This window comes from Burkholderia theae (assembly GCF_048565265.1).
GTDB classification, from domain to species: Bacteria; Pseudomonadota; Gammaproteobacteria; order Burkholderiales; family Burkholderiaceae; genus Burkholderia; species Burkholderia theae.
The window spans coordinates 3,675,469-3,689,686 of the sequence record NZ_CP183461.1 but is presented as its reverse complement, the minus strand read 5'-3'; the positions used below and the strand labels follow the sequence as shown (position 1 = coordinate 3,689,686).

Genomic DNA, 14,218 nt, shown 5'->3' with positions numbered 1-14,218 from the left:
ACGTCACGTGAATGCGATGAAAGGATCAGTGGCGATGCGGGGTGCGCCAGGCCTGCGTGCGGCGCAACAGGCGATGCGAGATGCACGCGAACAGCAGGCACGCGCACGACGACGTCGCGAGCACGAGCGTCGCCATCGCGGCGGCCGGGCCCATCTGGCCCGCGTCGTCGAGGTTCAGGATCGCGACCGACGCGGGCTGCGTGTCCGGCGAGTAGAGGAACGCGACGGCCGAGACCGTCGTCATCCCGTTGACGAACAGGTAGCGCGCGATCAGCAGGATCGCGGGCAGGCACACGGGCACCGTCACGCGCAGGAAGGTCTTGTAGAACGGCACCTTCAGCGATGCGGACACGGCCTCGAACTCGCTGTCGATCTGCCTGAGCGCGGTGACGGCGGTCAGGTGGCTCGACGCGTAGTAGTGGACCACCGTGACGATCGCGAGCAGCCACAGCGAGCCGTACAGCCCGTTCAGCGGATTGCCGGGCGCGTTGAACAGGAAGATGTAGCTGATGCCGAGCACGAGGCCCGGCACGCCCATCGGCAGGATCGCGCACAGGCTGATGAAGCCGCGCAGCCAGCGCGCGCCGCGCGTCTTCTCGATCAGGTACGCACCGCCGAACACGACGATCGTGCCGCCGAGCGCGACGGTCGCGGCCATCCGCAGGCTGTTCTTGTACGCGTCGAAGATGCCGGCGCCGATCAGCCCCATCCGGTAATGCTGCAGCCCGAGGCTCATCTGGTACGGCCAGAACTTCACGAACGACGCGAACACCGAGATGCCGACCACCGCGATGAAGAACGCGCACACGAGCGCGCAGTACGCGAGCATCGCGGCGTCGAAGCCGCGCGACGGTTTCGGCTGATACGGCGTCGAGCGCGCGCCGAGCTGCGACTGCTGGCGGCGGCGAATGAAGAAGTCGACGCCGAACGCGACGAGCGCCGGACACAGCAGCATCAGGCTCACGACCGCGCTGCGGTTGAAGTCCTGCAGCCCGATGATCAGCTTGTAGATGTCGGTCGACAGCACGTTGTACGAGCCGCCGATCACCACCGGCACGCCGAAGTCGTTGATGCACATCGTGAACGCCACCATCGTCGCGCTGATCAGCCCGTACTTCGCGCCGGGCAGCGTGATCGTGAAGAACTTGCGCGTGCGGCTCGTGCCCATCGCGTCGGCGGCCTCGTAGAGCCGGCCGTCCGCGAGCGACAGCGCGGTGACGAGGATCATCAGCACGTGCGGGAACGACGCGTACACCATGCTCGCGACGATGCCCGGCAGCCCGTAGATCGAATGGCCGTGCAGCAGCGGCTTCAGCAGCCCCGCGTTGCCGAACCAGTAGATGAACGACACGGCCGACAGCAGCGTCGGCGCGAGCAGCGGCAGCAGCGCGATCGTGCGCGCCGCGTTCTTCAGCGGCATGCACGAGCGTGTCAGCGCATACGCGAACGTGAACGCCATCGGCACGACGATCGCCGTGACGAGCGCGCCGACCGTCAGCGAATGCAGCATCGAGCGCAGCACGCCACTGTCTTCCAGATACTCGACGAAGTTGTGCGCGCCGACGAAATGCCCGTCCGCGTCGACGAAGCATTTCTGCACGACGAGCGCGAGCGGCAGCAGCAGGAACAGCGACATCAGCGCGGCCATCGCGACGAGCGCGAACTGCGCGATGCGGTCGTGCCAGTGCGTGATCTGCCGCACGTCGGCGGGAGCGGAGGCGCCGCGGCGGCGCTCGGTCAGGACGGTGCTCATTGCAGTCGCTCCTTCGCGCTCGGGAACACGCGGACATGCTCGCGATCGAGCGCGAGGTCGATGCGCGCGCCGGCCTGCACGCCGGTGCGGTCGACGTCGTGATACGACAGGTCGGCGACGATCTCCTGGCCGTCGAGCCCGTCGATGCGGAAGCTCACGCGGCAGAACGCGCCGAGGAATTCGAGCTTTTCCACGCGGCCGGCCAGCACGTTGTCGGCCGTTTCGCCCGGCACGCGGATGCGCAGGTCTTCCGGCCGCACGTAGACCGACACCGCCGCACCCTGCGCGGGCCGCGCGGCGCCGTGGCGGCAGTCGAGGCCGACCGTACCCGCGCGCAGCGTGCCGTCCTGCGCGACTTCGGCGGGAATCGTGTTGACGCGGCCGATGAAGTCCGCGACGAACGGCGACGCGGGCTGCCGGTAGATTTCGAGCGGCGTGCCGATCTGCTCGATCACGCCGTGGTTCATCACGACGATGCGATCGGCCATCGACAGCGCTTCTTCCTGGTCGTGCGTGACCATGATCGTCGTCACGCCGAGCCGCTGCTGCAGCGCGCGGATTTCCTGGCGCAGCCGCACGCGCACGCGCGCGTCGAGCGCCGACAGCGGTTCGTCGAGCAACAGCAGGCCCGGCGACGTGGCAAGCGCGCGCGCCAGCGCGATGCGCTGCTGCTGGCCGCCGGACAGCTGGCCCGGATGCTTGCGATGGCTGTCGGGCAGGCCGACCAGCGCGAGCAGCGTGTGCACGCGCTCGTGGATCGCGTCGCGCTTCATCTTGCGGTTCACGAGCCCGTACGCGACGTTGTCGTACACGGTGAGGTTCGGGAACAGCGCGTACGACTGGAACACGATGCCGTAGTCGCGCAATTGCGGCGGCAGCCGCGAGATGTCGCGGCCGTCCTGCATGATCTGGCCGGCGTTCTGTGTTTCGAGCCCCGCGATGATCCGCAGCAGCGTGGTTTTCCCGCAGCCGGACGGCCCGAGGAAACAGATCATCTCGCCCTTCATCACGCTCAGGTTGATGTCGGTGAGAACCTGCGTGTCGTTGTACCGCTTCTCGATGCGTTCTACGCTCAGATAAGGTGCCATGCGCGCCTCCATGCTGGGGCGGCCCGGGGGCCGGATTCGACGACGGAAAGGGTGGCGCGGGGCGGCGCGCGGCGCGGCCCCGCTGCCGGTCGCGGCGTTACTGCTGCGTTTTCGCCCCGTAGCGCTTCTGCCACGTATCGAGGATCGACTGGCGGTTTTTCGCGGACCACACGAAGTCGTTCTTCACGAGCAGGTCCGAATAGTTGTCGGGGATGCCGGCCAGCTTCCGCGCGACGCCCGGATACGCGACGATCGCCCACCAGCGCGCGGTGATCTGGTTCGCGTCCTTGCTCGCCATGAAGTCGGCGAGCTTCTTCGCGGCGTCGGGCTGCTTCGTCGTCTTCATGATCGCCGTGCCTTCCATGTCCCAGCCGAGCCCTTCCTTCGGGAACACGAGATCGATCGGCGCGCCCTGCGCCTGCAGTTCGTGGCCGCGGAATTCGAACGAGATGCCGATCGGGAATTCGCCGGTGCCGGCGAGCGTGCACGGCTTCGAGCCCGAGTGCACGTACTGCGCGACGTTCTTGTCGAGCGCGTCCATGAATTTCCAGCCTTTGTCGTCACCGAAGGTCTGCAGCCACGCGGTCACGTCGAGGTAGCCGGTGCCCGACGATACCGGGCTCGGCATCACGATCGCGCCTTTGTAGATCGGCTTCGTCAGGTCTTCCCACGACGTCGGTTTCGGGATGTTCTTCGCTTGCGCGGCGATGCGGTTGTAGCAGATCGTTGCGCCCCACACGTCCATGCCGACCCAGCGCGGCGGCGTGTTCGCGTCGCTGTACTTGCGCGTGAGCTGGTCGAAACCCTGCGGCGTGTACGGCATCAGCATGCCCTGCAGGTCGAGCAGCGTGAGGCTCGACGCGGCGACGCCGAGCACGACGTCCGCGCGCGGGTTGTTCTTTTCCGCGAGCAGCTTCGCGGTGACCGAGCCGGTCGAGTCGCGCACCCAGCGGATCTCGATGTCGGGGTTCGCTTTCTCGAACGCGTCCTTGTAGGGCTTCATCGCCTCGTCTTCCAGCGCGGTATAGACGAGCAGCGACGTCTTCGCGTGCGCCGCCTGCGCGGCGCCGAGCGCGACCGCCGCGGCCAGCGCGAAACGGGCCGCGCCCGTTGCCAATGCGTTCAAACGCTTGTTTACCGGCACTTCGTTCATCTTCAGACCCCTTGACTGTGGCGCCGCGGCACGCGGCGGATGAGTGGAGACCAGCCCTCTCTTTGCTACGTCGTTTTGCTTTCTGTTCTCTGCATGTTGTTGACAATCTACAAATCATCCATTTTAATGTCAAGCATGGAAAACACCTCCCTTCGGCGCGGCGCGGGCGCCGACGGCTCAACCCCTTCGAACTGAAAGGAATGAACGTCATGACTGAAACGCCTGTATCCGTGGAAGTGAACGGCCGCCGCTACAACTGGATGAGCCGGCCCGTGGTGGTGGTCTGCGTCGATGGCTGCGCATACGAATATCTGGAAGAAGCCGCCGCGGCCGGCGTCGCGCCGTTCCTGCGGACGCTGCTGAAGCCCGGCACGGCGCTCAAGGGCGAATGCGTGGTGCCGAGCTTCACGAACCCGAACAACCTGTCGATCGTGACCGGCGTGCCGCCGGCGATCCACGGGATCAGCGGCAACTACTTCTACGATCGCGACACCGGTGCCGAGGTGCTGATGAACGATCCGAAGTACCTCGTCTCACCGACCGTGCTCGCGACCTTCGCCGAACAGGGCGCGCGCGTCGCGGTCGTCACCGCGAAGGACAAGCTGCGCCGCCTGCTCGGCAAGGGGCTGAAGGGCATCTGCTTCTCGTCGGAAAAGGCCGACGAGGCGAGCATCGAGGAGAACGGCATCGACGGCGTGCTGGAACTGGTCGGCAAGCCGGTGCCGAGCGTGTACAGCGCGGACCTGTCGGAGTTCGTGTTCGCGGCCGGCGTGCGCCTGCTCGAGACGCGCCCGATCGACCTGATGTACCTGTCGACGACCGACTACGTGCAGCACAAGTGCGCGCCCGGCACGCCCGGCGCGAACGCGTTCTACGCGATGATGGACAAGTACCTTCAGCGCCTCGACGAGCTCGGTGCGATCGTCGCGATCACGGCCGACCACGGGATGAACGCGAAGCACGACGACGAGACCGGCGAGCCGAACGTGATCTACCTGCAGGAACTGTTCGACGAGTGGCTCGGCCACGACGCGGCGCGCGTGATCCTGCCGATCACCGATCCGTACGTCGTGCACCACGGCGCGCTCGGCTCGTTCGCGACCGTCTACGTACCGGCGTCGGCCGATGTCGATGCGCTGCGCGCGCGGCTGGCCGCGGTCGACGGCATCGAGGTCGTGCTGACGGGCGCAGAGGGGTGCGCGCGCTTCGAGCTGCCGCCCGCGCGGATGGGCGACCTGATCGTGATCTCGAAGCAGGACGTCGTGCTCGGCACGCGCCGCATCAAGCACGACCTGTCGGGCCTCGACGTGCCGCTGCGCTCGCACGGCGGGATCTCCGAGCAGATCGTGCCGCTGATCTTCAGCAAGCCGGTCGCCACCGACGTCACGGGCCGCGCGCGGCTGCGCAACTTCGACATCATCGACATCGCGCTCAACCATCTGCAGTGATGCATCCGCATCCGCAAGGGGACACACTCATGAACGCCATTGCAGCATCGACGGACGTCCGCGAGATTCGTCGCGAAGCACTGCGAATCGACGGTGAACGGATTCATCGGGACGCGGTGATCGACGTGCGCAACCCATACGACGGCTCGCTGGTCGGCACCGTGCCGAAGGCGACGCTGGACGACGTGCGGCGCGCATTCGCGGTCGCGCACGCATATCGGCCGACGCTCACGCGTCACGATCGCGCGGCGATCCTGCGCCGCGCGGCCGACATCGTGCGCTCGCGCACCGCCGAGATCGCGGCGCTGATCACGGCCGAAGCCGGGTTGTGCATCAAGGATTCGACCTACGAAGCGGGGCGGGTGGCCGACGTGCTGACGTTCGGCGCTGGCGAAGTGCTGAAGGACGACGGGCAGATCTTCTCGTGCGATCTGACGCCGCACGGCAAGAAGCGCCGCGTGTACACGCAGCGCGACCCGCTGCTGGGCGTGATCTCGGCGATCACGCCGTTCAACCACCCGATGAACCAGGTCGCGCACAAGATCGTGCCGTCGGTCGCGACCAACAACCGGATCGTCGTGAAGCCGTCGGAGAAGGTGCCGCTGTCGTGTTACCTGTTCGCGGACATCCTGTACGAAGCCGGCTTGCCGCCGCAGATGCTGCAGGTGATCACCGGCGACCCGACGGAGATCGCGGACGAACTGATCACGAACCCGGCGATCGACCTGATCACGTTCACGGGCGGCGTGTCGATCGGCAAGTCGATCGCATCGCGGATGGGCTACCGGCGCGCGGTGCTCGAACTCGGCGGCAACGATCCGATCATCGTGATGGAAGACGCCGATCTCGACGAAGCGAGCACGCTCGCGGTGTCGGGCTCGTACAAGAACTCCGGGCAGCGCTGCACGGCGATCAAGCGGATGCTCGTGCACGAGTCGGTGGCCGATCGCTTCACCGAGCTGGTCGTCGAGAAGACGCGTGCATGGTCGTACGGCAATCCGGCCGACCCGTCGGTCGACATGGGTACCGTGATCGACGAAGCGGCCGCGAAGTTCTGCGAGCGGCAGGTGAACGATGCCGTCGCACGCGGCGCGCGGCTGCTGGTCGGCAACGTGCGCGACGGCGCGCTGTATTCGCCGACGGTCGTCGACTGCGTGACGCCCGACATGCCGCTGGTGAAGTATGAAACCTTCGGCCCGGTATCGCCGATCATGCGCTTTCGCGACATCGACGAAGCGATCCGGATGTCGAACAGCACCGACTATGCGCTGTCGTCGTCGGTCTGCACGAACCGCTTCGACAGCATCACGCGCTTCATCACCGAGCTGGAAGTCGGCAGCGTGAACGTGCGCGAAGTGCCGGGCTACCGGCTCGAACTGACGCCGTTCGGTGGTGTGAAGGATTCGGGGCTCGGCTACAAGGAAGGCGTGCAGGAAGCGATGAAGAGCTTCACGAATACGAAGACGTATTCGCTGCCCTGGTAAGCGGTGTGTGATGCGGGCGCGCCGGCTCGAAGGCCGGCGCGCGGAATGTCTCCCGGCGGGATGCAGCCGCAGCGGCCGTCAGGCGACGGTCAATCGTCGTCGCCGTGGTGATGCCGCCAGCCGCGATGCCAGCCGTTGTCGTGCCGGTAGCGGCGATAGCGATAGTCGCCGTAGTACGGGCCGTAATAGACGGGCGCCGGCTCGTACACGACGGGTGGCGGCGCGTAGTAGACAGGCGGTGGCGCCACGATCACCGGCCCCGGCACGCCGAAATACACGCCGACGTCGGTGTGTGCGAATGCGCTTGCCGACAGGCAGGCGGTCGCGATGCCGACGGCGCAGGACAACAGGATGCGTTTCATTTGCCGTTCACTCCGTTCGTGGGTGCGAAGGCCCGCGAGCAATCGGTTCACCTGTCTTCATGGTACGTAGCGCGTGTCGAATCGGTGATACCGCGGTGTCGCTTCTGTAACCGCCGGTAACGCGTCGTCGGACGATCGACGCACGGCGTTGCGACTGATTTCGTCAGCGGAATGAGTGGTTGATCGGCGTTATTCGATCGGCTCATATCGTTAGCCGATTTGCGTTTTTGCCGCGCTTCGACGCGTCGGTAGAATTCGCGGACCTCTCGAACGGCACACGCGTGCCGCGGGATCACTCCCTCCAATCATTCGGGGTCCGCACCATGAAATTCCTTCGCTCCATCCTGGTCGTTGCATTGCTGCAGGCCACTGCCGTCACGAGCGCGCTGGCGGCCGACGATCTCGCGCAGATCAAGTCGTCCGGCGTGTTCCGGGTCGGCACCGAAGGGACGTATGCGCCGTTCACGTACCACGACGAGACGGGCAAGCTGACGGGCTTCGACGTCGACATTGCCACCGCGATCGCGCAGCGCCTCGGCGTGAAGCCGCAATTCGTCGAAGGCAAATGGGACGGGCTGATCGCGGGCCTCGACGTGAACCGCTACGACGCGGTCGTCAACGAAGTGTCGATCACCGATGCACGCAAGGGGAAATACGCTTTCTCGTCGCCGTACATCGCGTCGCACGCGGTGCTGATCGTGCGCACGGACAACACGACGATCCGCTCGTTCGACGACCTGAAGGGCAAGAAATCCGCGAACACGCTGACGAGCAATTTCGGCAAGCTCGCGGCGGCCCATGGTGCGGACGTGGTGCCGGTGCAGGGCTTCAACGAATCGATCGACCTGCTGACGTCCGGGCGTGTCGACGCGACGATCAACGATTCGCTGTCGTACCTCGATTTCCGCAAGCACAAGCCCGACGCGAAACTGAAGATCGCCGCGACCGACACGAGCGGCGCCGGCGACGCATCGGGCGTGCTGCTGCGCAAGGGCAGCCCCGGACTGGTGGCCGCGATCGACAAGGCGCTCGCGGACATCAAGTCGGACGGCACCTACGCGAAGATCTCGCAGAAGTATTTCGGCCGCGACGTGTCGCAGCCGTGACGCGAGGCTGAACGATGCCGCCCTGGCTGCACCTGATGGCGGAATCGTTGCGGCCCCTGCTTTACGCGGGGCTCGTGTTTACGGTTCCGCTCACCCTCGCGTCGTTCGCGATCGGCCTGCTGCTCGCGTTCGGCGCGGCGCTCGTGCGCCTGTTCGGGCCGCGCTGGGCGCAGGCCGTCGTGCGTTTCTACATCTGGCTGTTCCGCGGCTCGCCGTTGCTCGTGCAACTGTTCGTGATTTTCTACGGGTTGCCAAGCGTCGGCATCGTGCTCGACCCGTTGACGGCTGCCGTGCTCGGCTTCTCGCTGAACGTCGGTGCGTACAACGCCGAGGTGATCCGCGGCGTGATCGAATCGATCCCGAAGGGGCAGTGGGAAGCCGCGTACTCGATGGCGATGACGCGCGCGCAGGCGCTGCGCCGTGCGATCCTGCCGCAGGCCGTGCGCGTCGCGCTGCCCGCGCTGTCGAACTCGTTCATCTCGCTCGTGAAGGACACGTCGCTCGCCGCCGTGCTGACCGTGCCCGAGATCTTCCAGGCCGCGCAGCGCATCGCGGCCGTGACCTACGAGCCGCTGATCCTCTATACCGAAGCCGCGCTGATCTACCTGCTGTTCAGTTCGGTGCTGTCCACGCTGCAACGTCGCCTCGAAACCCGTTTCGGTCGCCATGCGCTGTTCCAGGCGGAGTTGCGATGATTCGTCTCGAACGCATCGACAAGTCGTTCGGCGCGCATCGCGTGCTGAGCGCGATCGATCTTGCATTGCAGCCGGGCAGCGTGACCGCGCTGATCGGACCGTCCGGCAGCGGCAAGAGCACGCTGCTGCGCTGCGTGAACCTGCTCGAAGTGCCCGAGGCGGGCACGCTCGTCGTCGGCGATGCGCGCATCGACTTCGCACCGGCACGCCGGCCGTCGCGCGACGCCGTGTTCGCGGTGCGCCGGCAGACCGGCATGGTGTTCCAGAATTTCCAGTTGTTTCCGCATCTGAGCGTCGTGCAGAACGTGATGGAAGGGCTGGTGACCGTGCAGCGCTGGCCGCGCGAGCGCGCACGCGAACGGGCGCTCGCGCTGCTCGACAAGGTCGGCATCGCGGCGAAGGCCGACGCATGGCCCGCGACGCTGTCGGGCGGCCAGCAGCAGCGTGTGGCCATTGCGCGCGCGCTTGCGCCGTCGCCGCAGGTGTTGTTGTGCGACGAGCCGACGTCGGCGCTCGATCCGGAGCTGTCCATCGAGGTGGTCGAGGTATTGCGCCAGCTCGCACGCGAAGGCACGACGATGCTGATGGCCACGCATGACCTGCGCCTGGCCGCGTCGATCGCGCACGACGCGGTGTTTCTCGCCGACGGCCGCATCGTCGAGGCCGGTGCGTCGCGCGACCTGTTCGGCCGGCCGCGCGATCCGCGCACCGCGAAGTTCATCGCGACACTCGCGCAAGGCGTGCCGGTGTTCTGACGCGAGACGCGAGACCGGCGGCGTTCAGCCCTGCCCTGATCCGTCGAGCACTGCGGCGACGATCGCTTCCGGCGCGTCTTCCTGGACCAGGTGGCCCGCGCGCGGCACCTTGATCAGCTTGCCATCCGCGATGCGATCGGCCAGCGCCTGCCCTTGTTCGAGCGGAATCCACGCATCGTCCTCGCCCCACACGATGCGCACCGGAAAGTCCGGCGGCGCGTAGCGGGCCTCTGCCTCCTCGATGTAGCGCTGCCGCATCTGCGCGATCTGGCGATAGAACGCGGCCTGGCCGGCAAGCGTGAGCCACGGCGCGCGGTAGATCGACAGTGCGTCGTCGCTCAGCGGCTGCGCGACGGCATTGCCGATGTAAGCCGAGACGAGCGCGTGATGTGCATACGCCGGCAAGCCGGTGAACGCGGCTTCGTGCTGCGCGACGTGGCGTACGAACGGCGACCCCTGCGGCGCGATCGCAACGGGATTCACGAGCGTGAGGTCCGCATACGCGATGCCGTCGAGGAAGTGCGCGCGCAGCACGGTCGCACCGCCGTAGTCATGTGCGAGCACGCGAGGGCGCGAGATTTTCCATTCGTCCAGCAGCGCGCCGAACAGCATGTTCTGGCGGCCCAGCGACACGTCCGCATCCGGCTTGTCGGACTGGCCGTAGCCGAGCAGGTCGTAGAAGAACACGCGATGGCGCCGCGCGAGCCACGGCGCGATCCGGCGCCACACCTGCGACGAAAACGGCGTGCCGTGCACGAGCACGAGTGGCGGGCCTTCACCGAGCGTTCCCCATGCAATCCGGTGGCCATCAAAAACGAAGCGGTTGGCGAGTTCGAGCATCGGCTTCTCCGTGCTAACCTGTTTTGGTTGTTAACAGGTTACTCCGGATCGTTCGGACGTGAAACCGATAGGTGAGAATAAATGGTTACTCGACACGAGCCTGCGCGACACGCGCACGAATGGGGCGCGGCCGATTTCGTCGGCGGCCATCCGGCGCTCGACTTCCTCAACACGGTGGCCGACACCGGCAAGTCGCGCGACGAGGACAAGCTCGTCGACTGGCCGGCCGTGCACGCGTGGTCGGGGCAATCGGGGCTGCTGGCGCCGGCCGATCTGGCGCGGCTGCTGCGTCATGCGCGGCAGGACGGGCCTGACGCGCTGGCGGCGCTGCATCGTTTTCGCGAGGATGCGTACGCCGCGATCGCGCACCTGACGGCCGGCGGCGGCAGCGCCGGTGCGCGCGCGGCCGATCGGCTCGCCGTGGCGATTCGCGAAGCGATCGGGCGCAGTGCGTTCGACGCGGTCGACGGCCGATTCGCATGGCGGCCCGACGCGCGCGCCGTGTCGCGCTGGCTCGACGCGGCCGCGCTCGGCTTCGAGCAGCTGCTGCGCAGCGACGATTTCGCGCGCGTGCGGCAGTGCGGCCGATGTACGTGGTTTTTCGTCGATCGAGGCCGCGGCGTCGGGCGACGATGGTGCGACATGCGCACGTGCGGGAATCGCGCGAAGGTGGAGGCGTTCAGGGAACGCTGAAGCGCGCCGTTACGGATGCCGCGCCACGCGGCTGGCGCGCGCTCGTCATTGAGCGGTTTCGTGCGGCCGATGTTCGGGCCACAGCGTCGCGGCGATGAACAGCCCGGCCGCGAGGAACGGCGCGCCGATCGCGAACAGGATGGCGGTGAGGCCCCAGCGATCCCAGAAGCGATCGACGACCGCGCGCTCGGGCGTGACCGGGTCGTACAGCACGTTGACCGCATCGCCTTCGCGCAGGCCCGGATGCGACGACGCCGAACCTTGAGCAAACGTGATCTGGCGCCCGCTGTCGGTCGTGAACGCGACGATCGCCGAATACAGCGACGTGCGCGTGCGGGGTGACCGCGCATTTTTCGCGATCTCGACGACATGGCCGGTCGAGCGCGCATAGAGTTGGACGATCTGCCACTGACGCAGCCCGGCCGCGCCGGCGCCGGCCAGGAAGCCGGTGCCGATCGCGATCGGAATCAGCACGATCGCGACATCCCAGCGGCGCCGCGCCCGCTTGCGCTCGGCCCGGGTCGGCGGCGTGTCGAATGGCCGGCGGTGGCGCTCGCCGACGGTCAGCAGGACGCCGATCGCGAACGACGCGATGGCGAGCAGCGCCGTCACCGCGGCCGGAAACCAGCGTTGCGCGAAATCGTCGATCAGTGCGGGGCGGTCGGGATGGGCGGGGTCGAGCAGGACGTCGACGTTCTCGCCGATGTCGTACGCGGGCACGGTCGACGCGGTATTGCCGGCGACCTCGCGACGCTGGCCGTCGTTCGCGAGGTACGCGACGATCGGCCGGTACGCGCGCATCGCGTCGCTGTCCTGCACGATGCGCACGACCGTGCCCGGCGAGCGAACCAGGTGGCCGGTCGCGCGGCCGGCCGTGACGGCGAGCACGCCCGCCAGCACGAGCAGCACGACGCCGAGCGCCAGCGCGGCGAGTGCGTCCTTACCCGGCATGGCCGGATCCGGTTCGTGCGTCGCGCGGCGGATTCGGAGGGGATCGGGTGAACGGCGTGTCCTGACGGACAGGCCGATATCGGCGCAACCAGGCCCTCGGAATGGTCGCGTCTCGGTTACATGCTTCCATGTCTGACGTCCCATGTTCTCTCAGTGCCGGCGGGCAAACGGCAGTGCCTGCGCCGGTCGTGTGATATTTGTCGGACGATTCTAGCGGAAACGATGCGCGAGGGGCGTACGGTTGCGTACCGTGAGAGGCGCGGGCCGCCACGAGCGGGCGGCGGAAATGAAAAAGGCCGGTCAGCTTGCGCTGACCGGCCTTTTGAATTCCTGGTGGGGCGTGAGTGACTCGAACACTCGACCTACGGATTAAGAGTCCGCTGCTCTACCAACTGAGCTAACGCCCCCAACAGAAGAAAGATTATGCACGGGTAATTCGGGTGTGGCAAGTCCTTTCTGCAAATTTCCTCAAAATATTTCGACAAGACTACGCCGGCTGTCGGCGCGGTAACGAGCGATCGCAGTTTGCGCGGTCCCGGTATGATGACGCCACACGCGTTGCGCGGCGGTCGCGCAACGCTTTCTGGACTTTCGAAGATGGACGAAAACGCAGTCCGCGAATTGCTGGATCGCCTGCTGGCCCCGTGGGTCCGCTCGCTCGGTCTGGTCCCCGTGTCGATCGGCGACGACAGCGTCACGCTGCGCCTGCCGTTTTCCGGCGAGTTCCGCCATTCGGGCGGCGTGATCTGCGGCCAGGTGTTCACGGCGGCCGCCGACACCGCGATGGTGGTCGCGATCTCGTCCGCGCTCGGCGAGTTCCGGCCGATGACGACCGTGTCGCTGAACACCAACTTCATGCGTCCCGTGCGCAAGGGCGACGTGCTCGTCACCGCGCGCGTGCTGCGGATGGGCCGCAACCTCGTGTTCGGCGAAGTCGAGCTGTTCGACGAGGACGGCAAGATGGCCGTCCACGCGACGTCGACCTACGCGCTCGTCAGCTGAGCGGCGCGATGTTCGACCAGATCGTTTTCGCGGGTGGCGGCAATCGCTGCTGGTGGCAGGCCGGCTTCTGGGACGTCGCGCAGCCGGCACTCGCGCTGCGCCCGCGCGTGATCACCGGCATCTCGGCCGGCGCGGCGACCGCGTGCATGCTGTATACGCGCGACGCCGCGTGGGTGATGCGCTATTACGAAGAGGCGCTGCGCCACAACCGGAAGAACGCGTACTGGGGCAACCTGTTCGGGCGCGAGCCCGTGTTTCCGCACTACCGCATCTACCGTCAGGCCTTGCTCGACATCTACGGCGAGCCGTTCGCGAAGCTCGCCGCCGCACCGGAGATCCGCATCGGCGTGTCGCACGTGCCGCGCTGGCTCGGTGCGCGCAGTGCCGTTGCGGCCGGCCTCGTCGCGTACAACATCGAGAAGTACGTGCGCAAGACGCTGCACCCGACGCTCGGGCGCACGCTCGGCTTCCGGCCCGAATTCGTGCGCGCGCAGGCCTGCACGCAAGTCGAGGAACTCGCCGACCTGATCCTGCAGTCGTCCTGCACGCCGCCGTTTACGCCGGTGCTGCGCCGCGGCGGCCGGCCCGTGCTCGACGGCGGGATGGTCGACAACGTGCCGGTCGACGCGCTCGACCCGTCGCCCGGCGACGTGCTGGTGCTCGTCACGCGGCTGTATCCGCGCCCGCAGATGTTTACGGTCGCGCATGGCGACCAGCGGCGGCTGTACGTACAGCCGTCGAGCAAGGTGCCGATTTCGAGCTGGGATTACACGAGCCCGTCGCAGATGCGGCATGCGTACGATCTCGGGCGGCGCGACGGCGAGCATTTCCTCACGCGCGTCGACGCGATGACGGGCGGCCGTGTGGCCGCCTGAAGACGGGGAACGG

General features: G+C 67.0%; 14 protein-coding genes and 1 tRNA gene. 8 read left to right on the top strand and 7 right to left on the bottom strand.

Features of this window, described 5'->3' with window-relative positions; all coding sequences use genetic code 11:
* Positions 1 to 25 precede the first annotated feature (25 nt).
* From ACN22W_RS17415 to ACN22W_RS17405, 3 genes are all read right to left on the bottom strand, one after another.
* Positions 26 to 1,753 carry a putative 2-aminoethylphosphonate ABC transporter permease subunit gene (locus ACN22W_RS17415; protein WP_419685562.1) on the bottom strand — a complete coding sequence of 576 codons (1,728 nt, stop codon included), beginning with the start codon at positions 1,751 to 1,753 and terminating at the stop codon, positions 26 to 28.
* Positions 1,750 to 2,841, bottom strand: coding sequence for a putative 2-aminoethylphosphonate ABC transporter ATP-binding protein (locus ACN22W_RS17410; protein ID WP_419685561.1), 1,092 nt, complete (start codon positions 2,839 to 2,841; stop codon positions 1,750 to 1,752). Before ACN22W_RS17410 ends, ACN22W_RS17415 begins: the two co-directional genes overlap by 4 nt.
* 97 nt (positions 2,842 to 2,938) lie before the next feature.
* The gene (locus ACN22W_RS17405) at positions 2,939 to 3,994 is read right to left on the bottom strand and encodes a putative 2-aminoethylphosphonate ABC transporter substrate-binding protein (RefSeq protein WP_419685560.1); all 1,056 of its coding nucleotides are present in this window, start codon (positions 3,992 to 3,994) and stop codon (positions 2,939 to 2,941) included.
* 209 nt (positions 3,995 to 4,203) lie between these two features.
* Between ACN22W_RS17405 and phnA the strand changes: the two genes are divergently transcribed.
* Positions 4,204 to 5,442: a phosphonoacetate hydrolase gene (gene phnA, locus ACN22W_RS17400; RefSeq protein WP_419685559.1), complete on the top strand. Its 1,239-nt coding sequence runs from the start codon at positions 4,204 to 4,206 to the stop codon at positions 5,440 to 5,442.
* Positions 5,443 to 5,471: 29 nt separating this feature from the next.
* Positions 5,472 to 6,926 (top strand): phosphonoacetaldehyde dehydrogenase, encoded by a 1,455-nt coding sequence (phnY, locus tag ACN22W_RS17395; protein ID WP_419685557.1) that lies wholly within the window; start codon positions 5,472 to 5,474, stop codon positions 6,924 to 6,926.
* 89 nt (positions 6,927 to 7,015) lie between these two features.
* Here phnY and ACN22W_RS17390 read toward each other — a convergent pair whose 3' ends face one another.
* Positions 7,016 to 7,288: a hypothetical protein gene (locus ACN22W_RS17390; RefSeq protein WP_048244723.1), complete on the bottom strand. Its 273-nt coding sequence runs from the start codon at positions 7,286 to 7,288 to the stop codon at positions 7,016 to 7,018.
* Positions 7,289 to 7,611: 323 nt separating this feature from the next.
* Here ACN22W_RS17390 and ACN22W_RS17385 point away from each other — a divergent pair, with 323 nt between their 5' ends.
* Genes ACN22W_RS17385 through ACN22W_RS17375 form a run of 3 tightly spaced genes read left to right on the top strand, consistent with a single transcriptional unit; the run spans position 7,612 to position 9,844 of the window.
* The gene (locus tag ACN22W_RS17385; RefSeq protein WP_419685555.1) at positions 7,612 to 8,394 is read left to right on the top strand and encodes an amino acid ABC transporter substrate-binding protein; all 783 of its coding nucleotides are present in this window, start codon (positions 7,612 to 7,614) and stop codon (positions 8,392 to 8,394) included.
* Between the two features lie 14 nt (positions 8,395 to 8,408).
* A complete protein-coding gene (locus ACN22W_RS17380) occupies positions 8,409 to 9,089 on the top strand; it encodes an amino acid ABC transporter permease (protein ID WP_419685554.1) in 681 nt (226 codons plus the stop codon).
* Positions 9,086 to 9,844: an amino acid ABC transporter ATP-binding protein gene (locus ACN22W_RS17375; RefSeq protein ID WP_193099409.1), complete on the top strand. Its 759-nt coding sequence runs from the start codon at positions 9,086 to 9,088 to the stop codon at positions 9,842 to 9,844. The genes ACN22W_RS17380 and ACN22W_RS17375 overlap by 4 nt, the downstream gene beginning before the upstream one ends.
* 24 nt (positions 9,845 to 9,868) lie before the next feature.
* On the opposite strand, the gene ACN22W_RS17370 is transcribed toward ACN22W_RS17375, so the two are convergent.
* Positions 9,869 to 10,684 (bottom strand): alpha/beta fold hydrolase, encoded by an 816-nt coding sequence (locus ACN22W_RS17370; RefSeq protein ID WP_419685553.1) that lies wholly within the window; start codon positions 10,682 to 10,684, stop codon positions 9,869 to 9,871.
* An 81-nt stretch (positions 10,685 to 10,765) separates the two neighbouring features.
* On the opposite strand from ACN22W_RS17370, the gene ACN22W_RS17365 reads away from it, so the two are divergent.
* Positions 10,766 to 11,377 (top strand): CGNR zinc finger domain-containing protein, encoded by a 612-nt coding sequence (locus ACN22W_RS17365; protein WP_419685552.1) that lies wholly within the window; start codon positions 10,766 to 10,768, stop codon positions 11,375 to 11,377.
* A gap of 45 nt (positions 11,378 to 11,422) precedes the next feature.
* On the opposite strand, the gene ACN22W_RS17360 is transcribed toward ACN22W_RS17365, so the two are convergent.
* Positions 11,423 to 12,472, bottom strand: coding sequence for a DUF3592 domain-containing protein (locus tag ACN22W_RS17360; RefSeq protein WP_419685550.1), 1,050 nt, complete (start codon positions 12,470 to 12,472; stop codon positions 11,423 to 11,425).
* A gap of 187 nt (positions 12,473 to 12,659) precedes the next feature.
* Positions 12,660 to 12,735: transfer RNA gene (locus ACN22W_RS17355), tRNA-Lys, on the bottom strand.
* Positions 12,736 to 12,925: 190 nt separating this feature from the next.
* On the opposite strand from ACN22W_RS17355, the gene ACN22W_RS17350 reads away from it, so the two are divergent.
* Complete coding sequence (locus ACN22W_RS17350; protein WP_048244716.1) at positions 12,926 to 13,330, top strand: PaaI family thioesterase; 405 nt, start codon at positions 12,926 to 12,928, stop codon at positions 13,328 to 13,330.
* Positions 13,331 to 13,338: 8 nt separating this feature from the next.
* Positions 13,339 to 14,205, top strand: a complete 867-nt coding sequence (locus tag ACN22W_RS17345; RefSeq protein ID WP_193099405.1) for a patatin-like phospholipase family protein — start codon at positions 13,339 to 13,341, stop codon at positions 14,203 to 14,205.
* The last annotated feature ends 13 nt before the right edge of the window (positions 14,206 to 14,218 follow it).